19 protein-coding genes are annotated in these 23,844 nt (G+C 31.6%); 7 read left to right on the top strand and 12 right to left on the bottom strand.

The genetic code is table 11. From position 1 onward, the window contains the following. Window positions 1-13: 13 nt before the first annotated feature. The 4 genes from cas9 to Q0T35_RS03580 all read right to left on the bottom strand — a co-directional run bounded on the left by cas9 (window position 14) and on the right by Q0T35_RS03580 (window position 6,841). Window positions 14-4,201: a type II CRISPR RNA-guided endonuclease Cas9 gene (gene cas9 / locus Q0T35_RS03570; protein ID WP_295840986.1), complete on the bottom strand. Its 4,188-nt coding sequence runs from the start codon at window positions 4,199-4,201 to the stop codon at window positions 14-16. Between the two features lie 303 nt (window positions 4,202-4,504). Continuing rightward, a complete protein-coding gene (locus Q0T35_RS11115; protein WP_366937722.1) occupies window positions 4,505-4,678 on the bottom strand; it encodes a hypothetical protein in 174 nt (57 codons plus the stop codon). Window positions 4,679-5,049: 371 nt separating this feature from the next. Further along, window positions 5,050-5,490: a hypothetical protein gene (locus Q0T35_RS03575; protein WP_295840987.1), complete on the bottom strand. Its 441-nt coding sequence runs from the start codon at window positions 5,488-5,490 to the stop codon at window positions 5,050-5,052. Window positions 5,491-5,650: 160 nt separating this feature from the next. Beyond that, window positions 5,651-6,841, bottom strand: coding sequence for an endonuclease (locus Q0T35_RS03580; RefSeq protein WP_293918568.1), 1,191 nt, complete (start codon window positions 6,839-6,841; stop codon window positions 5,651-5,653). 81 nt (window positions 6,842-6,922) lie between these two features. Here Q0T35_RS03580 and Q0T35_RS03585 point away from each other — a divergent pair, with 81 nt between their 5' ends. The 4 genes from Q0T35_RS03585 (at window position 6,923) to Q0T35_RS03600 (ending at window position 12,585) form a co-directional block, all read left to right on the top strand. After that, entirely contained in the window at window positions 6,923-9,715 is a 2,793-nt protein-coding gene (locus tag Q0T35_RS03585) for a hypothetical protein (RefSeq protein ID WP_293918570.1), read from the top strand. Window positions 9,716-9,755: 40 nt separating this feature from the next. Then, window positions 9,756-11,081: a DUF5689 domain-containing protein gene (locus tag Q0T35_RS03590; protein ID WP_295840988.1), complete on the top strand. Its 1,326-nt coding sequence runs from the start codon at window positions 9,756-9,758 to the stop codon at window positions 11,079-11,081. An 11-nt stretch (window positions 11,082-11,092) separates the two neighbouring features. Beyond that, on the top strand, window positions 11,093-11,746 hold the full coding sequence (locus tag Q0T35_RS03595) for a hypothetical protein (protein WP_295840990.1): 654 nt from the start codon (window positions 11,093-11,095) through the stop codon (window positions 11,744-11,746). An 83-nt stretch (window positions 11,747-11,829) separates the two neighbouring features. Next, window positions 11,830-12,585: an SDR family NAD(P)-dependent oxidoreductase gene (locus Q0T35_RS03600; protein ID WP_295840991.1), complete on the top strand. Its 756-nt coding sequence runs from the start codon at window positions 11,830-11,832 to the stop codon at window positions 12,583-12,585. Window positions 12,586-12,653: 68 nt separating this feature from the next. Here the strand turns inward: Q0T35_RS03600 and Q0T35_RS03605 are convergent, their stop codons facing one another. Then, on the bottom strand, window positions 12,654-12,869 hold the full coding sequence (locus Q0T35_RS03605) for a hypothetical protein (protein WP_295840992.1): 216 nt from the start codon (window positions 12,867-12,869) through the stop codon (window positions 12,654-12,656). 272 nt (window positions 12,870-13,141) lie between these two features. Here Q0T35_RS03605 and Q0T35_RS03610 point away from each other — a divergent pair, with 272 nt between their 5' ends. Beyond that, window positions 13,142-14,368 (top strand): RtcB family protein, encoded by a 1,227-nt coding sequence (locus Q0T35_RS03610; protein WP_295840993.1) that lies wholly within the window; start codon window positions 13,142-13,144, stop codon window positions 14,366-14,368. 329 nt (window positions 14,369-14,697) lie between these two features. On the opposite strand, the gene aroE is transcribed toward Q0T35_RS03610, so the two are convergent. Continuing rightward, window positions 14,698-15,414, bottom strand: a complete 717-nt coding sequence (aroE, locus tag Q0T35_RS03615) for a shikimate dehydrogenase (protein ID WP_295840994.1) — start codon at window positions 15,412-15,414, stop codon at window positions 14,698-14,700. 137 nt (window positions 15,415-15,551) lie between these two features. Here aroE and mltG point away from each other — a divergent pair, with 137 nt between their 5' ends. Both mltG and Q0T35_RS03625 read left to right on the top strand, forming a co-directional pair. Next, window positions 15,552-16,574: an endolytic transglycosylase MltG gene (gene mltG, locus Q0T35_RS03620; RefSeq protein WP_295840995.1), complete on the top strand. Its 1,023-nt coding sequence runs from the start codon at window positions 15,552-15,554 to the stop codon at window positions 16,572-16,574. Between the two features lie 7 nt (window positions 16,575-16,581). Next, window positions 16,582-17,589 carry an acyltransferase gene (locus tag Q0T35_RS03625; RefSeq protein WP_295840996.1) on the top strand — a complete coding sequence of 336 codons (1,008 nt, stop codon included), beginning with the start codon at window positions 16,582-16,584 and terminating at the stop codon, window positions 17,587-17,589. Between the two features lie 6 nt (window positions 17,590-17,595). On the opposite strand, the gene Q0T35_RS03630 is transcribed toward Q0T35_RS03625, so the two are convergent. The 6 genes from Q0T35_RS03630 to Q0T35_RS03655 form a co-directional block, all read right to left on the bottom strand. Next, entirely contained in the window at window positions 17,596-18,495 is a 900-nt protein-coding gene (locus Q0T35_RS03630) for a pseudouridine synthase (protein WP_293918912.1), read from the bottom strand. Between the two features lie 93 nt (window positions 18,496-18,588). Then, window positions 18,589-19,485, bottom strand: coding sequence for a UbiA family prenyltransferase (locus Q0T35_RS03635; protein WP_293918911.1), 897 nt, complete (start codon window positions 19,483-19,485; stop codon window positions 18,589-18,591). Window positions 19,486-19,538: 53 nt separating this feature from the next. Further along, window positions 19,539-20,465 carry a mevalonate kinase gene (locus tag Q0T35_RS03640; protein ID WP_293918910.1) on the bottom strand — a complete coding sequence of 309 codons (927 nt, stop codon included), beginning with the start codon at window positions 20,463-20,465 and terminating at the stop codon, window positions 19,539-19,541. Between the two features lie 490 nt (window positions 20,466-20,955). Then, window positions 20,956-22,584: a chaperonin GroEL gene (gene groL, locus Q0T35_RS03645; protein WP_293918909.1), complete on the bottom strand. Its 1,629-nt coding sequence runs from the start codon at window positions 22,582-22,584 to the stop codon at window positions 20,956-20,958. Between the two features lie 34 nt (window positions 22,585-22,618). Further along, window positions 22,619-22,897 (bottom strand): co-chaperone GroES, encoded by a 279-nt coding sequence (locus Q0T35_RS03650; protein WP_293918908.1) that lies wholly within the window; start codon window positions 22,895-22,897, stop codon window positions 22,619-22,621. Window positions 22,898-23,185: 288 nt separating this feature from the next. Then, window positions 23,186-23,731, bottom strand: coding sequence for an HdeD family acid-resistance protein (locus tag Q0T35_RS03655; protein ID WP_293918907.1), 546 nt, complete (start codon window positions 23,729-23,731; stop codon window positions 23,186-23,188). Between the last annotated feature and the right edge of the window lie 113 nt (window positions 23,732-23,844).

The following is a 23,844-nucleotide window of genomic DNA, read 5'->3' on the forward strand; positions in this document are numbered from 1 at the left end:
ATTATAGTTATTACTATTCTCCTATATGAACAATTTTACCTAAGTGGTTCAATCGAATTTTTACTATATTTTTTACTCCGTTAACTCCCTCTCTTCTCCAAGTTATTCCTCTCAAAGAATCCGCATTAAATTCAATGCTAGTTTCCAAATGATGTCTAAAATGGTAATCTTTTGAGGCTAATTTTTGAACTCTAAATAGATGTTTAGAAATTTGACTTAAATTCTTATTATCGTATAGATCTATATCATTCGGATTAAAATCTTCTGAAGGGAATAAAAACATTTCATTTTGTTTCATAGTAAAAAGAAATTTCCAGCCCAACTCCTTATTATATAAAGTGTCAATTACCGGAAGTCCCTGATTTACTTTCTCCACGGCCTCGAAAAAGCTGACAACCTTTTCCTGTAAAGCTCCTTCTGCATCTTTATATATAGCCACGTGATGGTTATTACCTGTACTTACAAAATCTACCGGAATAGGGTTACCCTTTTCATCTAAAATCTCATTTCCGAAATGGTCCTTTTTTATATGAAGAGATTCGGCATTGCTGATTCCCCTTATCGTAACGGTTTTAACGCAAATCCCTTTTTCCTTATTTAGCCATATAGGATTTTTTTCCAAATCCGAAAAGGCTTCTTTTGCATTTCCACCTGCCTCTCTGAGTCGATTTTTTAAAAGGATACGTAGGGTAGGATCTAATACTTTTTCTATAGTTTTTTCATTTTTAAAATTATCAGGACTAATAGGTTTTCTTATCGTATATATTTTTTCATACCATTGAATAACAACATTTTCGGGTACTTTTTCGGAGGAATGAGCAGTAAGGGAAATAGGATTTTTTGCTAAGGAGTTTTTTCCGGAAAAAGCTTTCTTAGGGTCGTTCAGATTTTCTTCCAATCGTTTTAATAAGGCATCTCGATAAACCTTTTTTTGTACCATTAAAACGGTTTCATAATTAAATTTAGAAGAAATTTTTACTTCTTTTGTTTGTAAAATTTTTGCCATTCCATATATAGTCTCCTTATGCAATGGGCCTCTTGGAGTTCGCTCATCTTTAGGGGTATATCCGTTTCTTTTTTTAGGTTTATTTTGGTTAACTGTTACCACTTTGTTTTTGACCTTATGAGAAACGAGAATTTCGTTGAGTTGTTTTTTAGCTTCCTGTCGGAAATTATTGGTTGGAAAAGTAAATATAGATTTTCTTTTCCCGTTTTCAAGGATTATATCGTTTTTAACTTTCTTTTCAATAGAAATAATATGAAAATGTTTTTTATTGGTTTCATCATCACGTGCATTTAAATAATTTAAATATTGTATGTGATTGGAGGTAGTAAAAGCAATGGTCAATGCATCCATGGCATGATGACGGTGGTCGCTTCGTTTGTTCCAATCTTTAATGATTTCTTTCTTTTCTCCTTTGGAATTTATAACCCATTCTGTTAAACCGGCTGAGTGAAATTTCTCAATATTAAGTTCTTTCATCGTATTGACTAAGTTCCAATCTTTTCGTAATTTAGCAGTAATCTCTCCCGTAGTAGTAACCACGCGGGGCGTAATTTGGTTAAGTAGTTCTGTGGTTTTTCTGGCTATGTATTGGGTATTATTTAAATCCCTATTTAAGAAACCATCTCCTATATCCGCTCCTTCCATAACCAGATTTTTATATTTTTTATAGGAAATTACCCCTTTTTTATATAATTCTGATACCGTATTTAGATATTGTTCTTCTCTTTCTTTTCCTAGATTAGAGACATAATCCATAGCAGTTAAATTGCCTTTGTCATGGTTTGCCTTTCTGGGAACTAATACTTTATTGGAAAAACTATCGTCAAAAACTTTTGATTGTGGGATAATATGGTCAATGTCATATTTGTTAGTAAAAAGAAGGTCCTTAATAACATAGGTTTGGGTATATAAATCTTTAAAACCATTTTCATTAAGTTCTAAATACAATCGGTAGCGAATAATATCATTTCGAGAAGGATTAGATATTCCAAAATCTTTTTTTAGTATCTCCGAATATTGTTGATTGCGGCTATTAGCTTCAAGGGCGTTTTTGTACCATTTTTCACGTTCCTGGGCATTTTTTTTGAGGTCTCTTGCCAATTCGAGATGAATTTCATCAAAGGCTCCATATTCTTCTTGTAATGAATTTACTAGATTAATGAGTTGATTTATAATTTTCTCCACTACAGGGTTTCGCAAGGAATTTTTTGGTAAAATCTCTAATCGATTTTTTAGCTTACGATTAGCCAGCTCTTCACGAGTTAAAGAATTTTTAGAATGCCGATACCCTGCTAATACACAAGCGTCACTATAAGAGTTTTCTTTGCTATACGGATATAGATTTCGCATAGCTTTAGTGCTTAGGTTCCCATATTCAGAGGCAAATGAAATAGAGGTTAAAAGTTGCGCGTGCTCTTTTTTGAATCCGAATTTGTTTTGTAGCAGGTTCAAGAGCTTTTCATTACCCGATGGCGAATTGTCTCCTTCATAAGAATATAATAGATGCCACAATTGGTATAAGTGTTGTCTTTCAAATTCAGGGTTCGGAAGCAATGCATCAAAGTCTAAAATGGAGGAGGAGATAGAACAAGATTCAAAGGCTGATTTTACGATTTCTTTAATTTCAGCGGCAGAAAGCTTACTATCCGCAGGTCTTAGTTCGTCTTGATCTTCCGGTATTTTTAATAGTTCAAAAACATTATGACCTTCCCATTCCAATATTTTAAAATAGACACGATAAAGCTGTTCCTGTGTTCGATTGCCTTCTAAGTTAGTATAATTTATTTTGGTATTTTTGGCGGGTAATTTTAATAGCGCTAAAATTTTTTGCGCAGGTAAATTTCCTTTAGTATTTAGTTCTGAAAATAGCAACTCTTTTTCTTCAAGAGTGAGCGAGCGATTGTTTCCTTCCTGCCGGATGAGAACATTATTAAGTATTTGCCATATCTTAAATTCTTGAAATAGAGGTGAAGATTTTGGGGCAACTTTGAGTCCGATTGTCTTTGTTTTTTTTTTACCATTTTTGCTAATTTCAATTTCGCGGTTCTCAAATTCACAAATACTGATGAGTCCTTTTTGTGAGCGAAGCTTGCGCTGATAAAAGATGGTTGAATCTCGAATTTTTTTTCTGAGTTCGGATGTTAATTGAGGATGGAACTGAGCTTGGGTTTCCCATATTTGATCAAATTCATCGGCATAATCTTGGCGTAAAAAAACCTGGTTTTTTAATTTCGTATGTTCATTTTGTGAAATTTGAGTATATAAATTTTCACCTACCGTTTGACAGTTAAAAAACAATTCTTTGCTTTTATCACTTATAGCTCCTAAATAGCCACTGGAGTTGTAAATATTGTTATTTATTTCAGCCAAAACATAAGCTACCTCTTCAAGGGAAAGCCTTTCCGAAATAGCCCTGCTCCGCCATTCATAGGCTTTCAGTTTTTTTTCATTCTTTTTTCCTTTGTTGGTGGCGGTGGTCATACCGCAATTTTTATAAAGAATAGCGATACTTGCTTTTTGTCCTTTTCCCTCCAGTTCTTTTTTTAAATCCTCCGTGAATGTGTCGGGATAAAATTGTTTTTGAAAATCCCATACACGATCCCATTCTTTTTGTAAATCGGAGCGGTAAAAATCAGGAATTTGATTTTTACCGTTTTTTAAAAGTTGATAAACGTATTGCCCCGGTGTTAGCTTCTCTTTATACAATAGTTTGGCAACAGCCATACCGTCTATGGCCTTACCCTCATCTTCATTTTGTACTTTACGGCTGCTTTTATATCCTCTCTTTTTATTTATATGAAGTAAAACTCTGGCCAATTCATTAAGCCCTATTCTTTCTTTGGCTGCTTTAGCTCTAATTTGTAAGGTTTCGAATGTGGTAAATTTTCCATTCTCATTGAGAGGGGTATGAGGAGCAATAATTTGATTTTGTATTAATAAGTCAATTAGATTTTTTCTTCTTAACTTATAACGGTGAAGATTTCTTCGGATGCTTCTTGCTAAGGTTCTATCCGCATTGAGCGTTATAGATTTTCCTTTTTCAAAATTTAATTTATCTTCAGTTGTTATGGGGACAACTCTGACCCCTAATTTTATAATTGTATTTAAGTTAGGATTTTCTTCATCCACCTTGACTACAGCCCAGCCTATTGAGGCTGTTCCTATGTCCAGACCTAAGATATTCTTAAAAGGCATAATAATCTATTTGAATTTAGTAATTAATAGATAAATGTATGAATTAATTGGAGATAAAAAACATTAAATTTATGATGAATTAATTGTTTTTTTTCTTACCTTTGTACTCACTAAAATTTGAAAGCAATTCACAATAAGGATTATTCCGTTGTGAAAACATTAAAGCGGGAGTTTTCTCGCTTTTTTATTTTGATTGTTCATAGTGTTTATTTTGGATATTATTAAGAGGTCAAAAAGTTTAAATTTTTTTTATTTAAAATACAATTACAATTACAATAACAATACGAACCTTATTTAACCTCTTTAATCAGAACGGTATAAAAGGGGGAAATGGTCGCTGTATCCATTAATATAGTGATCATTTGAAAAAAAGCGATACGGATAATCTTTTCGAGAATCTTCCCGTGTAATTAAATAAGCAGGAGAGAAAATATTCATCTTACCTCTGCTTAAATTAAAGCATGATTTTTTATTCATCTATAAGCATAAAGTTAGTTAAGTAAATTGCTTTATGCTATGACAAAATTATGCTGTGATATAACTAATTTTAGAAGAGCAGTTATAATAAGCAAATAGACAAATAATTTATATAAACAAATATGAGGTTTAGACGTTAATAATTTAAGTCTAAAATTATAGCCAATTTCATTTGGTTGCCCCCCTATCTATATCACTATTTTTAATTTTTAAATAAAAAAGTTAATACGAAGATTTATTCATCGTCTAAATAATCGTGTTTATACTACTGAATTATAATATTGAATAATACAAATAAATTTTTAAACTTTTTACAATATTAAGTGATCATATTTATCCCTTAATCTATTAATCTATTATATTAAATAGTATTAATCATTGCTTTTTAAACTAAAGTATCTAGTTAATGATAAAGGACGTGTAGCTCCTAAGTGTAGATATAAGCTATAGAGTGGTGAAAATAAATAACTTAGCGATCTTTTCGGTTTGTCAAATAACTCTAACTTCCAAACACCAAAAAAGTCAAATAAAAGACTTTTTTCTGAAAGAATTAATAAATCACTGAAAAGATCTGTATAATACATTTGAGCTAACTGTGCTTTATCAATTATTCGATTTTGTTGTAAGTCTAATAAATAGATTTCTAAACCTTCTTCAAATGGACAATCAAGAGTAACAAATAACAAAATATAATTATCATCTATTAACAGAGCTGTCTCTAAGCAAGGTCCATCTACATGAACTTTACTGTCATGGCCATCAATGATGATTGTATTGTTGTGGATTTTTATATTGGTTAATTTTTTAATCATAAAGCATTTAGCTTTATTAGCTCCTAAAAATAAACTTAATTAAAAATATTTTCTAACCTCGCTTTTTTATTTTGATTGTTTATAATGTTTATTTTAGATATTATTAAGAGATAAGAAAGTTTAAATTTTTTTAATTTAAATTACAATTGCATTAGGAATTTTATTTAACCTCTTTAATCAGAACGGTATAAACGGGGAAATGGTCACTGTATCCACCAATATAGTTATCATTTGAAAAAGAGCGAAACGGATAACCTTTTCGAGAACCTTCCTGTGTAACTAAATAAGCAGGAGAGAAAACATTCATCTTATAAAAGTGGTATCCTTCCTTGTCGGCAATAAGTTCAGGCGAAATAATTTGTTGATCGAAAAAATTAAAAGAATCCTGATACGCAAGAGTTCCCAATCCTTTTTTAAACAAAATTTCCGCAGGATTATAATATGAGCCTATTTTTACGTTTTCTTTTTTAGATACAGTGTTTAAAACTTTTTTTATGCTAGGACTGTTGCAATCATCGTTAAAATCGCCCATGGCAAGTATTTTGGCCTTTGGATTGAGAGTTATCAGGCTATCCATAGCCTGTTTTAACACCTTTGCCGCAGCAATCCTATTCGGAAGGCTTTTTTGTTCACCGCCACGTCTTGAGGGCCAATGATTTACCAAAAAGTACATTTTTTCGTCATCCAAGAGACCTTCTACACATAATATATCGCGCGTGTATTTTTTATAATCCCCTTCTTTCGGTAAATTAATAAGAAGTCTTTGTTGATTAATAGGGACAAATTTCGTTTTGTTATATACTAAGGCTACATCTATTCCTCTGGGATCAAAAGAATTCAGGTGAACAAATCCATAATTTCCACCTTTCTTTTTCAGTGCTTCACACAAATCCTTTAGTACCTGTTCGTTTTCAATTTCGCATAACCCAACGATCGCAGGCATGGATTGTGTTTCAGCTTTTCCGGTTTCAGTTATAACTCGGCTAATATGGTCGATTTTTTCTTTATATTTTTTCGAATCCCAAAGTTTTGTTCCCTTGTAATGAAATTCATCGGTAAGTATATGTTTTCTCACAACTTTTTTACCTTTTAGCTTAGCGAAAGATAATTCATCGGAATGAAACGTATACCCGGATGTCTGGGCGCTATCCTCGGGTACGCTTATTTGATATTTTGGGTCGTTAGGATCGAGAGAACCGTTAATAAGATCTGCAGATTTAATAGTGTCATATAAGTTTTCAACGTTATAAAACATGACAGTTGCCGTTTTAAATTTTACTTGGGCATTGAGCTGGATGGATAATGTGCAGAAAAAAATAAAAACTAAACTATTTTTTAAAAATACGTGCATAGCTCTATGGTTTTACGTTGACAAAACTAAAAAGAAATAATTATATTTGCTCCAATAAGTCTCTTCAAATTACTAAAAATGATGAAAAGTAAGCTGGTATATTGGGCCCTTTTTGTAAATCAGGCGCTGTTTGCACAAACTATGATCTACGGATATCTAAAAGGAGACCAAAATAAACCTTTAGATCAGGCTATTGTTAGCTTAGGAGAAGATCGAGCCATACAGTCTAAATCCGATAGAATCGGGTATTTTCAATTCAAAGATGTATCAGCCGGTACCTATCTTTTAATCATAAACAGGATAGGATATGTTCCGAAAATCCTTACAGTAAAAGTATCTTCGGAAGAATCCAAAAAAAATTTAGGAGATATTACCTTAGAATTTAATCCTTCACAAGAAGAAGAAGGAATCATAACCCTAACGGATGACGATTTTTCATCGGATGAAGAAGGCTCTATGGCACAGACCGGAATTGGGTTATTGCAATCTTCCAAAGATATATTTTCCAAAACCGCTTCTTTTGAGCTTGGGCCTTATTGGTTCAAGGTAAGAGGTTTGGACAATAGCTATGCAACAATTATGTTCAATGGAATTCCCATGTCCAAAAATCAAACGGGTAGACCTGATTTCGGCAATTGGGGCGGATTAAATAATGTAGTGCGCTATCCTTATGAATTAGCAGAAAATAATAACGTTTCTGATTATTCTTTCAGCAGCTTAGGAGGGACTACCTATTACGATACTCGTTCTTCTTCATATAGAAAAGGATTCGAACTCAGTTATTCGTTTTCTAATCGTACCTATCAACATAGGGTTATGACTACCTACTCTTCAGGAATGCTTCCTTCAGGATGGTCTTTTACCTTTTCCGGCTCCAGAAGATGGATGGAGGAAGGGGTTATTGATGGAACCTACAACGATTCTTATGCATATTTTACGGCTATTGAGAAAAAAATTAATCATAGACACAGGCTGAATTTCACTGCGTTCGGAACCCCGTCAAGAAAATCCGGTTCAAGTCCAAATACTCAAGAAGTATATGATTTGAGAGGAAAGAATTATAACTCTTTTTGGGGGTGGCAAGATGGAGAGAAAAGAAACGAACGAGTAAAAAGAATTTTCGAGCCAATATTTATGCTTACCCATTATTGGAATATAAGTGATAAATCAAAATTGACCACTACAGCCTCTTATCAATTTGGATATAATAAACAGTCCCATTTAAATAGGTATGAAGCAGAGAATCCTTCCCCTACTTATTATAAAAATTTACCAAGTTATTGGTTAAGTCTTGGAAATATGACGGAATATGAAAATTGTTTGCAGGCATGGGAAAATAACGATATAACTGTCACTCAAATAAACTGGGATCAGTTATATAATACGAATTATCATGCGCCGACTTATCAAGATCCCTATACCGGACAGGTAGGTAGGAGAGCTTCTTACTTTATAGTGGATGATGTAATTAAAGATAAAACTTTTAATGCTGCCACTCATTTCCAAACCTTGCTAACTGATAATTGGAAATTCTTTTTGAACGTAAATTATCAAAATTTAGTGTCGAGTAATTATAGGGAGATAAATGATTTGTTAGGTGCCGATTTTGTATTAAATAAAAGTTCATTCATAAAAGAGGATGGAATAAATTCCTCCACAGGCGATTATAATAGTTTACATCCGGGTAGTGTGGCAAGGAAAGGAGACAAAACGGAATACGATTACAAAATGTTCAGACAAAAAATAATGGGAAATGCTACTTCTAGAGTAACCATAAACCGTTGGGAAGTTGCCACATCATTTCTATTTGGATGGGATGAGTCTTATAGAGACGGGAAATTTAAACATGGCTTATACCCGAATAATTCCTACGGAAAAAGTGCTAAAGCAAATTTTATTGAATTAGGTTTACGTACAGGGATTACTTATAAAATTAACGGAAGAAATTTTATTATTCTCAACTCCGCCTATTATGAATCTTCGCCCACTTTAAATGAAATTTTTGTAAATCAAAGGCTAAATAATGACAAAATTCCGAATGTAACTAACCAAAGAGTAAATACAAACGATATCACATATACCTTAAGATCTCCTCGTGTAAAAGCTAGAATCAGTGGGTATTATACTAAAATAAAAAATGCCATAGAAATATTGCGTTATTACGCACAAGGGGTACGATTTGAAAACAGTTCCGATGCCTTTATTACAGAAGTTTTAACAGGAATGGAAAAGGACTATTTGGGGTCTGAAATAGGAATAGATTGGAAATTATCTCCTACTCTATCTCTGTACGGAATAGCTTCCGTGGGGCAATTTACCTATAAAAACAATCCTAAATTGTATGTTCTTAGTGATAATTCGCCTGGCATAAACGATTACGGTTCTTCTTACATTAAAGATTATAAGATTGCAGGAACCCCTCAAAAAGGCTATGCTTTGGGAATAAAGTATAATTCTCCTAAATATTGGTGGACAAGTATCAGTGCTAATTTTTTACAAGATATTTATTCAAATATTTCTTTTCTTTCAAGGACCAAAAATTTCATCATGAAAGATGGAGTTTTTCCCTACGATGAGGCTACACCGGATAATGTAAAAGCTATATTAAAACAAAAGCAATTTCAGGACGTTTTTCTATTAAATGCTACTTTGGGTAAATCGGTACGAATGGGTAAATATACGTTGGGTATGAGTGCTTCCATCAATAATATTTTAAACGAAAGGGGATATGTAACCGGTTCATTTGAGCAAGGAAGATCAGCTAATTATGAGCAATTAGAAAAAGATAAGTCATTAGCCTATCCACTTTTTGGCAATAAACTATTTTATGATAGAGGAAGATCGTATTTCTTGAATGTATTCTTTAAATTTTAATATTAAACTTATAATTGATAAATTATTAAAAAGATAAAAAATGATAAAAAAAACAATAGTATTTTTTATATCTTGGCTACTCTTATCTTGCGTGCATGACGATGATTATAAAGCTCCTCCGGTAAACGAAGGGCAAGAAATGAAAGCTACCTTAGATATACCTTATCTTTTGCGTACAGCTCCTGTATTTACAGGAAAAAATGGGGTAGAGGCAATCAGCTTTTCTAAGGGAGAAATTTTAGAAGGATATGTTATTTCCTCAGATCAAGCAGGAAATATATATAAAAACTTGTTTATAGTAACGGAAGATGGAACTCAAGGTGTCATGTTAAGTGTCAATACATCAAATATATATACGCATTATCCTTTAGGGTCTAAAATATATATAAAATTGGAAGGTCTATACTATGGAAAGCAAAATGGCATGGTGCAGATAGGTCTACCTCCTACACAGCCGGAAAGATATGTAGTAGATCAAATAACGCCTTCGGCTATGAATTCGAATATAATTCTGGGCAAAGATAAAAAAAATGAAGATGAATTAGTAATTAAAACTAATGATGCCGGTAGGTTATTAACGGTAAAAGATGTCAATAATAATGAAAAATATTTGTGCACCTTGGTGGAGGTAAACGATGTTATATTTAATGATGCAGGTAAAACTTATGTAAGAAATAATGCTAGTACAGATAACCAAATAAATGACATAAGCTTAAATTATATAAACGTACCTATTAGTAATTATGCTTCTTTTGCAGGATATAAAATTCCGTATGGGGAAGGAAGATTACGAGGGATAATGACCCGATATGACGGGACATATAAAACGTATAAGCTAATACTTAGAACGATTGATGATGTCAAGGATTTTCCAACTACTAAACCTTTTTTTATAGAAACGTTTAATCAAGTTTCCAATGTCTCAACTAAACCAAAAATAAATTTAGCGACAGGATTTGATAATCCTTTGCCGGTCTCTTATAGTGATCCGTACGGAAAAGCGGATATAAGAACTTCCGGCGCGGCTTTTTCTAATCCTCTAGTCTGGTTTCCGACAAATACCGATTCATCTCTGGTTATTGACCATATAAATACTTCCGGTCATAAGGCTATGATATTGTCTTTTAAACTAAATGTGAATATATTTAATTCAAACGAAATAGGATATGTGGATGATTTGATTCTTAAATGTAATGGAGTTGAAATTGCCCTTCCGCATACTCTTCTAACTGTAGATAATAATAAAAATATGTTTTATACTGTGCGAGTGAACATTCCTGATGGTACGGAAAAAATAGAATTTTTTGCTTCAGCAAGTAAAAATAAAAGAGGATTTAGAATCGATACGATACAATTGGAAGATTAATAAATTTAGTAATGAGATTAGCATATATAATTACAGTAATTGTCGTAGGGACCGCTTTTGGGATATGTTTTACTTCTTGTGTTGATAGTGATGATTATGCCATTCCCCCAGTTCCGTCGACCGGATTTTTTAAAGAGACTTTTAATAAGGTAACTAAAGCCGAAGGTGAGGCAATTGTTACAAGCCCTTGGCCTAAAATATCTATGGTTAGTAATTTTGATGGTGAAGTGGAAGGGGTTTTGTATTCAGATAAATTCGGAATGATAGATGTAAGGAGATTAAATGGAACTAGTGATATCGCCAAAAAAGAACTTTTTTTATGGTTTCCTTCCGGAAGAGAATCTTCCTTAACTATAGATAATATTAATTTGGGAAAACGAAGGAAATTAGTTTTGAGGTATAATTTCAATGCAAATATTTATAATTCGGACGAAAAATCTAATACCAATAAACTGAAAGTGAAATTTAATGGGGTAGATTTACCTGTGCCTGATATTGAGCTAAATGCTTTTAATAATAGGAACAAATATCAAGGCGTGTTAATCAGAATTCCCGACGAAATTTTGAAAGAAATTTCAAATATGGAATTTATTAGTAATGCCGAAAGTAATGATAGAGGATTTAGAATAGATGATATTGAATTATTGGATGACTATCCTTATTAATAAACGAAGTTATTTGATAATAAAATATAAATTGGGTTAAAAAACTTTGTATTTTTAGTAAGTAAATGTATAAAAATGGTATCATGCAAAAAACAGCGTTAATTACAGGAGCAACATCGGGTATAGGGCAAGCCACTGCGGAAATATTTGCTGAAAATGGAATTAATCTTGTACTCTGTGGTAGAAGAAAGGATAGATTAGAAGATAGTAAAAAGAAATGGGGAAATAAAGTGGAAGTCACAATCTTACTTTTTGATGTTGGAAACAAAGAGGATGTTTTTTCAGCAATTAATAGTTTGCCAGATGAAAAAAAGAAAAAGATAAATATATTGGTAAATTGTGCGGGAAATGCCCATGGATTGGATACTTTTTTAGATTCTTCTGTAAATGATTTTGATGCAATGATAGATTCTAACGTGAAAGGTCTTTTGTATGTGTCTAAAGCGGTTGTTCCTATTTTGGCTGCTAATACAAGAGGACATGTTATCAATGTAAGCTCTATTGCCGGAAAAGAAACTTATCCTAAAGGTACAGTTTATTGTGCTACCAAACATGCTGTTGAAGCAATTAGTAAAGGGATGAGAATGGATTTGCTATCTCAGGGAATAAAAGTAACCAATATTGCTCCTGGAGCGGTTGAAACCGAATTTTCATTAGTTAGATTTAAAGGAGATAAACAAAGAGCAGAATCCGTATATCAGGGTTTCGAGCCTTTAGTGGCTGCGGATGTGGCAGATGCCATCTATTATGCTGTCTCTCGGCCGGATCATGTACAAATAGCCGATATTACGATATTTCCAAAAGCACAAGCCTCAGGGACTTTATTTAACAGAAAATAATTATAGTATTAATTATTTTTATTTATTCCATATTTCCCAGACACTGTCTGCTTGTAGATGAAGCATTTCTAATCCGTCTTTAGTCTGTGCACCGACTTTTTCCCTAATTGCAGTAATTTTGTTTCTTCAGGATTATAAATGAGATCATAGATCAAATGTTGGGAAGTAAGAAATTCTACCGGTGTAGGCGAAAAGTCATTTATATTAGGAAAAGTTCCCACAGGCGTAGAGTTAACGATTAGATGATTGGATATTAGTGTATCTTGCGTTAAATGGCTATACATAATTGTACTACTTCTTAAAATAATGGTAAAAGGAATGGAAAGTTGATTTTAATACATAAGCAATGGCTTTTGAGGCTTTTCTGCCTCCAAGTATTAAGGCAGATCGGTGATGAGGTATTAAAATTGGTACTAATGAATTTTTAAAGCTAATGGCAAAATCATACAGTTACTTGGTGCTGGAATTACCGCTTATTGACTTTTAACCGTGAAATTATAGTTGATATACCCACGTTCATTTTAAAGGAAAGAAGAACTAAAAAAGAAAATAAAAGATGATTCAATATGAAGTAATAAAAACTGAAAATTCAAAACCAGTAAAAATGTGGACTAAAGGAGTGCCAGTAGAAGAAGGAGCCAAAGAACAATTACTAAAAACAGCACAATTGCCATTTATTTTTAAACATATTGCAGTAATGCCTGATGTTCATATGGGTAAAGGATCGACAATTGGTAGTGTTATTCCAACTCTTGGTGCCATTATTCCAGCCGCCGTAGGGGTAGATATTGGCTGTGGTATGATGGCAGTACAAACGTCACTAACTGCAGCTGATTTACCTGATGATCTGGCCCCTCTACGTTTAGCGATTGAAAAAAACGTGCCACATGGTTTAACGCCTAAAAATGCTGGTATAGATCAGGGGAGTTGGCAACATGCACCAGCAATTGTTGATCAATATTGGCAACAACTTTTACCAGGATTTGAGAAATTAACAGAAAAGTATCCGTGTTTTTTAAAAACAAACAATTACTGTCATTTAGGAACACTAGGAACGGGTAATCACTTTATCGAAGTGTGTTTAGATGAAAATCAACAAGTATGGATTATGTTACATAGTGGTTCACGTGGGGTAGGTAATGCTATCGGTGAATTCTTTATTAAATTAGCGAAACAAGATATGGAGACTTATTTTATTGATAAATATCTACCAAATATTGATTTAGCTTACTTTGTTGAAGGTACTGAACATTTTGATGATTACCTTATGGCGGTAAATTGGGCGCAAGAGTTTGCTCGTTTAAATCGTGAAATTATGATGCATAATACTATTATGGCTATTAGAAATACATTAAATATTGAATTTACCAGCCATATTCAAGCGGTAAACTGTCATCATAACTATGTGCAAAAAGAGCATCATTTTGGACATAATGTTTTTGTGACGCGTAAAGGAGCTGTTTCAGCCCGTAAAGGAGAATTAGGGATTATTCCAGGATCAATGGGAGCGAAAAGCTACATTGTTCGCGGACTAGGGAATGAAGAGAGTTTTTACTCTTGTTCGCATGGTGCGGGACGAGTGATGAGCCGATCTGCAGCCAAAAGAATGTTCACCACTGAAGACCAAATAAAAGCCACTGCGCACGTCGAATGTCGAAAGGATGCCAATGTTATTGATGAAATTCCAATGGCATATAAAGATATTGATGCAGTGATGACAGCGCAAAATGAATTAGTTGAGATTGTTCATCAACTACGACAGGTAGTCTGTGTAAAGGGATAAATGATATCGAGGAGTCTATCCTCGATAATCATGATAAAAATAGTAGGGCAATTATTGATTACATCAATGGTTGCCTTGTTTATAATAAATTTAATTCAATGTTATTTATAACAAATCGAAACGTCTCTATCTTTTTAGCTGTTTTTTCAATTCATAAAAACGAGTAATGGCGACATAATAAAATTACTGGATAGATAAAAATTGAGAGTTATAAAATGAGGTTATAAACAAATATAAAAAAAATGCCTCAATATTTAGAGTCTATTTTTTCAAAAACATTGGTTTCGAGGACTTTATTTAACAGAAAATAATTATAGTATTAATCATTTTTATTTATTCCATATTTCCCAGGCACTGTCTGCTTGTAAATGAAGCATTTCCAATCCGTTTTTAGTCTGTGCACCGACTTTTTTCCCTAATTGCAGTAATTTTGTTTCTTCAGGATTATAAATGAGATCATAGATCAAATGTTGGGAAGTAAGAAATTCTACCGGTATAGGCGGAAAGTCATTTATATTAGGAAAAGTTCCCACAGGCGTAGCATTAACGATTAGATGATTGGATGTTAGAGTATCTTGCGTTAAATTGCTATACGTAGTTGTGCCACTTCTTGAAATAATGCTAAAAGGAATGGAAAGTTGATTTAATACATAAGCAACGGCTTTTGAGGCTCCTCCGCCTCCAAGTATTAAAGCAGATCGGTGATGGGGTTTTAAAATCGGTACTAAAGAATTTTTAAAGCCAACGGCATCGGTATTATAACCTATTCTTTTTTTCTCGACAATTTTAACCGTGTTAACGGCTCCTATTTTCTCAGCTTCTGGACTTAATTCATCTAAAAAATCTATTATATCTTGTTTATATGGAATGGTGACATTAAATCCAAGTAAATCAGGAATATTAAATAGTTCTGATATGTGATCTTTAGAGGAAACATCAAATATTTTATAGTCGTAATTTGTTAAGCTCAATAATTTGAATTTATTCGTGAAATAATTTTGAGAAAACGAATAAGAAATATTTTTTCCTAATAAACCTAATACCATGAGTTAGAAACTTAAAGTTGCAAACAAATATATAAAAATATACATACAATATTTCTTGTTATATTAGTTACATAAATTGTAATAAATATGTATTTTTGCAGTGTTTAGTTCTTGGATATATATTAAGTATTATAAATATGAGGAAAATAGTTATTGTTATAACAATTTTGTTTTTATTATTTTCATTGGGATTAATTATATTAGGTGTTCCTTATTATAAAAGAAATTATTTTTCCAATGTCATTCAGGAAAAAATTATATATATTCCAACCCAGGCAAATTATGATCAGGTAAAAAAGTTACTATCTCCTTATTTGAAGGATATTGAGGAATTTGATAAAGTCGCTCATGCTGAAAAATATCCTGAAAAGGTTAAAGCAGGAAGATATAAATTATATGCAGGAGAAAATAATAAAGAATTAGTCAGACGTTTATTATTAGGCAAACAAGATGAAGTTCATTTGAGGGTGAAACCATATGATGATCTATATGAATTTGCTTCCGACTTAGGTAAGAATTTAGAAGGTGACTCTCTAAAATTTATTAATTACTTCAAGAAACAGGCTTTATTAAAAGGATATAAAGATGTAGAGGAATTAAAAATATATTTTACTCCGGATACTTATTATATGGATTGGAATACTTCACCGGAAAAATTATTCTCCAGGTTTGAAGCTATTCATAATCGTTTTTGGAATGATAAAAGAAAAAAAGAAGCTCAAAATTTAGGGTTATCAATTTTAGAAGTTTATACGTTAGCTTCTATTGTCCAAAGAGAATATGTTAAAAAAGATGAATTGCCCATAATAGCAAGTTTGTATCTTAATCGTTTAAGTAAAAATATGAAATTACAGTCTGACCCTACTGTACAGTATGCTGAAAGAAAAATATACGGTTTTAAAGTTCAGAGGAAAAGAGTTAAAAATGTATCTACTGATTCTCCATATAATACTTATAAATATAAAGGGTTGCCCCCTTTGCCTATATGTATTCCTGAGGACTTTGTTATTGATGCTGTTTTAAATCCGGCTAATACAGATTATTTATTTATGTGTGCAATAAAAAATACTGGAAGACATGCATTCACATCTAGTGCGGCTGAACATATGAAGAATGCTAAAGAATATATTAATTGGTTAAATTCAATCAACATAAAATAAGATAAACATGAAATTAAATTTGCTGAGTAAATACAGAACATTATTAATGGGATTTGCTATTATGTGGGTAATGTTTTTCCATTCGCATATATATGTAGCGCCATTAAGGTTTTTTGAATTTTTCAAGCGAATAGGATATGGAGGAGTAGATATTTTTATATTAGTATCCGGTTTTGGTGTATATTTTTCCATATACAAGGATAGCTCTGTATATAATTTTTACAAAAAACGCGCTTTACGAATACTACCGTATTATTATCCAATTGTTTTAATTGTTACTTTTATTGCAATTAAATTAGGAATTTGGAAATCAGAGTCATTATTCTATAATTTAACTATGTTAGGATATTGGAAAAATATAGATTTAGGATACATATATGATTGGTATATTCCAGCACTTACATTTCTATATTTGATGACTCCCTTATATTTTAAATTATTTAAAATAAATAAAACAGTAACTACCTTTTGTGCTATAGCAGCAGCATATATTTTTAGTTATTCAACTCATGAAAACTATTCATATTTTTATAATCTAACTTTTAGAATACCTCATTATGTTATAGGATTTTGGTTAGCTGATTTTCTTATTAGAAATAAGGAATATGAATTTAGCAAACTCACCATGGTATTATTTGCAATAAGTTTATTTATAGGAGTAAGCATTCTCTATTATATTTATTACTATACTCAAGATTTTGAGAAGTATGGAAATTATGTATCTCCATTTATTTTAATAAATTTCCCTTTATGTATGTTATTATGTTACTTCTTTTCTTTATTTAAAAGGTACAAATTTCCAATACTTACATTCTTGGGAATACATAGCCTTACCTTATTTATTTTCCATGAGAAAATACTTTACATCTGCCATCTGTTTTTGCCTACAAAAATTGAGAATGCAAGCGCGTTTATTTCAACTATAATCTTAGCATATGTTTGGCAAAAATTAATGGATTCTATAGTAAATAAATTTACTACAAGAAAAAAAACAACATTCCAAAAAGCGAATTAAAATAAATTAAAGCATTTTTAAAGTATTAACTTCGAGGTCTGTGAGAATTCTCCAGTAACCTCGTTTTAATGCTTTTTTAGTTAATCCAGCAAACATAACTCTGTCTAATTTTTCCACTTCATACCCCAATCTTTCGAACATTCTTCGTATTATACGATTCCAACCTATATGAATTTCAACACCTACTTCATTTTTAGGAGAACCTTCAATATATGATATTTTATCAACCTTGGCAATTCCTTCTTCGAAACGTAATCCTTCCAATAATTTTCCAAAATCCTCAATGGACACTTTTTTATTTAGCGTAACATGATAAATCTTTTTAACTTCATGAGAAGGATGAGTTAATTTTTTAGTAAGATCTCCATCATTAGTTAATAATAGTACGCCGGTAGTTTGCCTGTCCAAACGACCAACGGGGTATAAACGGTAAGGAGATGCATTTGCAACAAGGTCTAATACTGTTTTTCGCGCTTTTTCATCCTTGGTTGTTGAAATATAGCCTTTAGGTTTATTTAACAATACATATACATTTTTTTCAGGACGAATATATCTTCCGTCAAAAAATACTTCATCTCCCGGTTTTACCTTGTATCCGAATTCCGTAATAATTTTGCCGTTGACTTCGACTACCCCGTTTTGAATGAATATATCTGCTTCTCTTCTGCTGCAAACCCCTGAATTAGCTATATACTTGTTAAGTCTTGTACCATCACTTTGCTTTGGCGTTTTAGGAGTTCTTTTACGAAATGGTGTAGAGGAAGAAGTAAATTTTTTTCTGTCTTCAAATTTATCTTTGCTTTTTTGCTTGTTTTCTCTTCTGTCATTAGTTTTGAAATAATCTTTTTTATGAGATTTTTCATTTCTTCCCGATCCTTTTCTTTCGTATGATTTATTATTTTTCATTTATTGCAAATCTAATTTTGATAAAAATTTAAAAAAATGAATGTATTATAATGAAATATTAATTGCTGCTTTGCCTTATATAATACAGACTTTCTAAAAGTGCAAAGTTAAGGGATTCCCGTCAATAAATAATAGGGAAATAGTACCTAAAAAAATCCAAAACTTAATCATAAAAATTAGTATTTGCATATATTCCGATTTAGTTATCCAAATACTTATAATTGAACCCAAACTTAATAAAGCAGTTAGTAAATAATATAAACGAATTTCATAGAGATGCGGCTCAAAAGTTAAATGAATTGAAATAAATATGAGTATACAAATAAGAATATTTAAAATAATTTTAGTAGGAATAATCCCTAATGTATTAGGAAGGGTATTGTAATTAAATAAATCATCATATTTGAATGAAAGAAGGTCTTTACAGATATCTTTTATGAGAACCATGATAAATAGAAATTCTGAAAGGTATATTATATAAGATGAAAAATTTTCATAATATAAAAATAGCGCTAAAAATGGAAAAAGTAGTAATGCTGAATTAGTTAAGTTGTTAATAAATACAATACGGCTGAGCTTATGGCTATAAAACCATATAATGAATTGATATACTAAGAAAAAAATAAAAATACGATAAGAAAGTAAGGCAGCAATTGTTAAAGATATACTATTGAAAAAGATGTAAAATCTTAATGCAATCCCGTTGCTAATGAAGCGTTGTATTATAGAGGAAATAGGTCGGTAAACCATATCTTTTTCCTGATCATAAAAAAAATTAATAATATAACCGGCCATGGCACTTAATGAGGAAGATAAGATAATACCATGAAGTTTTATATTTTTAAAATTTTCAATTATATCTTTTTCGTCACCAAATAAAAAAATGGCAGAAACATACATGGCAAGAATTAACATAATTACGTTAAAAATTCTAACTCTTACCAAAAAAGAGAGATTAATTAATAATATTTTTTTTCCTGAAAGGTACATCCGCCAAGGATTTTAGGCAGGTAAAAATACAAAAAAATGGAAGCTATTTGTAATTAAAAACGATATACCACCTCTTTTTTGTAATTTTTTAACATTTTTTCTGTAGCATCATAGTCTTGAGTAAAACCTAATATATATCCTCCTCCTCCGGAACCACAAAGTTTTAAATAATAGGTATTAGTATCAATTCCCTTTTTCCATATTTTTAAAAATTTTCTAGGAATCATAGGAGTGAAATGATTCAAAGCCCAAAGAGAAAGGTGTTTTAAATTTTGAAAAAAAGACCCCATATCCTTATTCAAAAAGGAATCGATGCAATCATTATTATATTTAATAAATTCTTCTTTTAATGTTTTCCTGAAGCCTTCATTTTTAAGTTTTTCAAAGAAAATCTGAACCATAGGTTCGGTTTCACCCGGCATGCCGGAATTAATTAAAAAAACAGCCCCTTTACCGTCTTTACTCTCTGCTAATCCAATCTTATCAACTTCTGCATTTGGCTGTATTAATAAAGGAATATTCATGTAACAGATGAGTGGATCAATCCCAGAGCTCTTTCCGTGAAAAAAAGATTCCATTTGTCCAAAAACAGTTTTTAAATCTTTTAAATCTGTTTTTAAGATGGTAGCGGGTAGAATTTTAGTTCCTGAATATTTATCGAAGATAGCCGCTACAAGTGCTCCTGAACTTCCTACTCCATACCCTTGCGGTATATTTGAATCAAAGAACATCCCTTTTTCAATGTCCTTTTCTAACTGTGAAATGTTAATTGTAAATTTTTTAGGGAAGTGTAATGTTTTCAAAAATTCAGCAAATCTATGCAATGATTTATTCGATTCCAGTTCAACATTATTGAGTTCTGTTGAAAACTGTAAAGTTCCTTTGTAGGCGTTATAAGGTAAGGTTAACCCTCTTGAATTTTCTATAATTCCATACTCTCCGAAGAGTAATATTTTTGCATAAAATAAAGGATGCTTCATATTTTAATATTCCACAAAAAACTGTACAAAGGTACGTATTATATTGATTTTATAATTGATTTTTTTGATATTATTTTTTTAAGCAATTGTTATTCAGTCAATTGTTAAAAATGTAAGAGAATTATTATTTAGTTAGTTTATAAATATATCATTAACAATAAACTATTTCCGTAGGGGCTAGTGATTTTTTCAATAATAAATTATTGAAATATTAGATTATAATTATATTCTAAAAATATTTATATGGGAAATATATGAATCAAATATGTACTAGTATAATTTAATCAATCAATAAAATAATTAATGATTTCACTTTTTTAGGATTAAAGACAGAATTATATTACTAAGTAGATTTATAAATGTGTATACTGAAATAACTTACGAAGAAGTTGATAAGATAATAATCATTACAAATATCTTAAGGAAGAATTGTAATAAAAATAAAAAGTCAGGATATCCTGACTTTTTATTTTATTATTAGCTGAGATTCTTACATCATTCCTGGCATTCCTCCGCCCATTGGAGGCATTGCTGGCTCATCTTTTTTAATATCGGTGATTACACATTCTGTTGTTAATAACATTCCTGCAACAGAGGCAGCATTTTCAAGAGCTACACGTGTTACTTTGGTTGGGTCGATAATTCCGGCGCTGAACATATTTTCGTATTGTTCTGATTTTGCATTATATCCGAAATCATCCTTACCTTCTTTAACTTTATTTACAACAACAGAGCCTTCTCCACCTGCATTGGCTACAATTTGACGAAGAGGTTCTTCAATAGCTCTTCTTACTATTTTAATACCTGTTTCTTCATCTTGATTGATACCTTTCAATGATTCTATTCCGTTAATTGCACGAACTAGAGCTACCCCACCACCGGCAACAAAACCTTCTTCTACAGCAGCACGAGTTGCATGTAAAGCATCATCAACGCGATCTTTTTTCTCTTTCATTTCAACTTCAGAAGCAGCACCTACATATAATACAGCCACTCCACCTGCTAATTTGGCAAGTCTTTCTTGAAGTTTTTCTTTATCGTAATCTGAAGTGGTATTTTCAATTTGAGCTTTAATTTGAGCAACTCTTTGTTTGATATTTTCATCACTTCCTGCACCGTTAACAATAGTAGTGTTATCTTTATCGATAGATACTTTTTCAGCAGTACCTAACATTTCTAATGTAGCACCTTCTAAAGTTAATCCAGCTTCTTCTGAAATTACTGTACCTCCCGTTAATATTGCTATATCTTCCAACATTGCTTTTCTTCTATCTCCAAAACCAGGAGCTTTAACAGCAGCAATTTTTAAAGATCCTCTTAATTTATTTACAACTAAAGTAGCTAATGCTTCACCGTCTACTTCTTCAGAAATAATAAGTAATGACTTACCATGTTGAGCAACTGGTTCCAAAACTGGAAGTAGGTCTTTCATGCTGGAGATTTTTTTATCGCATAATAAAATATATGGACTTTCCAGCTCGGTAATCATTTTGTCTGTATTAGTTACAAAATAAGGAGATTGGTATCCTCTGTCAAACTGCATACCTTCCACTACGTCAACGTAAGTATCAGTACCTTTAGCTTCTTCAACAGTAATAACACCTTCTTTACCTACTTTACCAAATGCTTCAGCAATTAAAGCTCCGATTGTGTCGTCGTTGTTTGCTGAAATAGAAGCCACTTGTTTAATTTTTTCTGAATCAGAACCAACTTCTTGAGATTGTTTTTTCAATTCTTCAACAACAGAAGCCACTGCTTTGTCAATACCTCTTTTTAAATCCATAGGGTTTGCACCGGCAGCCACATTTTTTAGACCTTCTCTTACGATAGCTTGAGCTAATACAGTCGCTGTAGTAGTACCATCACCAGCTACGTCATTGGTCTTAGATGCTACTTCTTTAACCATTTGAGCACCCAAGTTTTCAATAGGTTCTTCTAACTCAATTTCTTTAGCTACTGTAACCCCGTCTTTTGTTACATGAGGAGCACCGAAAGATTTTTGAATAACAACATTCCTTCCTTTAGGTCCTAAAGTAACTTTAACCGCGTCAGCTAAAGCATCAACCCCTTTCTTTAGAGCATCTCTAGATTCAATATTAAATTTTATATCTTTTGCCATTTTATTAATTTTAAGAATTTTGTAATTGGTTTATTTAAACGATTGCTAAAATATCAGATTCTCTCATTATAAGATAATCTTTTCCATTAAGTTTTAGTTCCGTACCGGAATATTTGCCATATAAAACTTTATCACCAATTTTAACTGTTAACGGTTCATCTTTTTTTCCAGCTCCTACTGCAACTACAACTCCTTCTTGAGGTTTTTCTTTAGCACTATCAGGGATGATAATTCCTGATGCGGTTTTCGTTTCAGCAGCTGCCGGTTCTACAACTACGCGGTCAGCTAATGGTTTAATTGATAATTCTGACATATCTATTTTGATTTAATTTTATTATTATTTTTTTACTAATTGATAATAGTCTTTTTTCTAAAAATATGCCAAATAAAAGTTTTATGACAAAAAGAAAGTAAAAGCGTCAATGTGTCAGATTCTTAGAATATGCCTTTTTGCGAAATAAGGTCATTTTTATATAAGGATTTGTAATTAAATTGATTAAATTAAAATTAGGATAGTTTTCCATTATTCATAAAAAAACCTTTGAACTTAATTTAATAAGAATATCAAAGGTTTCATATTGTTGAAATACTTATTGAATGATTATACTATTTTATTCTTTATTTTTTTTACACTAAAAGCTAAACTAATATAATAGATGCCTAAAAACAACATAGAGACACTAACCCAAATTAATAAAGCAGCTAAACCGATAGGAGGAAACATTACAATAATAAATGATAGTATGACTTCTAATATTCCTAAGGCTAATAGCCATCCCCAATTACTTATTCCAAGGTTTTTAATATCAAAAGAGTGCCCTATTAAGCTAACTCCTTTAAACATTAACCAAAATCCAATGAAAAAAGATAAAATACCCATTTGAGTAAAAATATTTGAGGAAATTAGGATAATTCCTACTAATAAATCTAGGATTCCTCCGGCCAAATACCATCCCCAATTATCGGTATGAGTATTACTTAACGAAAAAACGATTTCGAATAGCCCGAAAACCAGAAATGAAACAGAGAAAAATGTTGTTAAAAAAATTAGTGATGGTGTGGGAGACGCCATTACTATAATTCCAGCTAAAATGAACAATATGCCTAAAAGAAGCATAATCCACCAATTTTTTATAAATGATTTCATGTATATGTATAAATTTTATGAATATTTAGATAAGATAATTTCAAAAATAATGCCATTAAATAGGTCTATTTTAATGAGATAAATACATGATAAGTGTAAATATAATAAGTGGG

The organism is uncultured Apibacter sp. (genome assembly GCF_946479295.1).
Lineage (GTDB): Bacteria > Bacteroidota > Bacteroidia > Flavobacteriales > Weeksellaceae > Apibacter.

What these genes read in the sequence shown, in the direction of transcription:
- Q0T35_RS03640 (WP_293918910.1), bottom strand. Translation starts at nt 20,465, where the DNA reads ATGAAGCATCCTTTATTTTATGCAAAAATATTACTCTTCGGAGAGTAT.
- Q0T35_RS03655 (WP_293918907.1), bottom strand. Translation starts at nt 23,731, where the DNA reads ATGAAATCATTTATAAAAAATTGGTGGATTATGCTTCTTTTAGGCATA.
- Q0T35_RS03585 (WP_293918570.1), top strand. Translation starts at nt 6,923, where the DNA reads ATGAAAAGTAAGCTGGTATATTGGGCCCTTTTTGTAAATCAGGCGCTG.
- Q0T35_RS03595 (WP_295840990.1), top strand. Translation starts at nt 11,093, where the DNA reads ATGAGATTAGCATATATAATTACAGTAATTGTCGTAGGGACCGCTTTT.
- Q0T35_RS03580 (WP_293918568.1), bottom strand. Translation starts at nt 6,841, where the DNA reads ATGCACGTATTTTTAAAAAATAGTTTAGTTTTTATTTTTTTCTGCACA.
- mltG (WP_295840995.1), top strand. Translation starts at nt 15,552, where the DNA reads ATGAGGAAAATAGTTATTGTTATAACAATTTTGTTTTTATTATTTTCA.
- Q0T35_RS03610 (WP_295840993.1), top strand. Translation starts at nt 13,142, where the DNA reads ATGATTCAATATGAAGTAATAAAAACTGAAAATTCAAAACCAGTAAAA.
- cas9 (WP_295840986.1), bottom strand. Translation starts at nt 4,201, where the DNA reads ATGCCTTTTAAGAATATCTTAGGTCTGGACATAGGAACAGCCTCAATA.
- Q0T35_RS03605 (WP_295840992.1), bottom strand. Translation starts at nt 12,869, where the DNA reads ATGTATAGCCATTTAACGCAAGATACACTAATATCCAATCATCTAATC.
- Q0T35_RS03630 (WP_293918912.1), bottom strand. Translation starts at nt 18,495, where the DNA reads ATGAAAAATAATAAATCATACGAAAGAAAAGGATCGGGAAGAAATGAA.
- Q0T35_RS03650 (WP_293918908.1), bottom strand. Translation starts at nt 22,897, where the DNA reads ATGTCAGAATTATCAATTAAACCATTAGCTGACCGCGTAGTTGTAGAA.
- Q0T35_RS03590 (WP_295840988.1), top strand. Translation starts at nt 9,756, where the DNA reads ATGATAAAAAAAACAATAGTATTTTTTATATCTTGGCTACTCTTATCT.
- groL (WP_293918909.1), bottom strand. Translation starts at nt 22,584, where the DNA reads ATGGCAAAAGATATAAAATTTAATATTGAATCTAGAGATGCTCTAAAG.
- Q0T35_RS03575 (WP_295840987.1), bottom strand. Translation starts at nt 5,490, where the DNA reads ATGATTAAAAAATTAACCAATATAAAAATCCACAACAATACAATCATC.
- Q0T35_RS03600 (WP_295840991.1), top strand. Translation starts at nt 11,830, where the DNA reads ATGCAAAAAACAGCGTTAATTACAGGAGCAACATCGGGTATAGGGCAA.
- Q0T35_RS11115 (WP_366937722.1), bottom strand. Translation starts at nt 4,678, where the DNA reads ATGAATAAAAAATCATGCTTTAATTTAAGCAGAGGTAAGATGAATATT.
- Q0T35_RS03625 (WP_295840996.1), top strand. Translation starts at nt 16,582, where the DNA reads ATGAAATTAAATTTGCTGAGTAAATACAGAACATTATTAATGGGATTT.
- aroE (WP_295840994.1), bottom strand. Translation starts at nt 15,414, where the DNA reads ATGGTATTAGGTTTATTAGGAAAAAATATTTCTTATTCGTTTTCTCAA.
- Q0T35_RS03635 (WP_293918911.1), bottom strand. Translation starts at nt 19,485, where the DNA reads ATGTACCTTTCAGGAAAAAAAATATTATTAATTAATCTCTCTTTTTTG.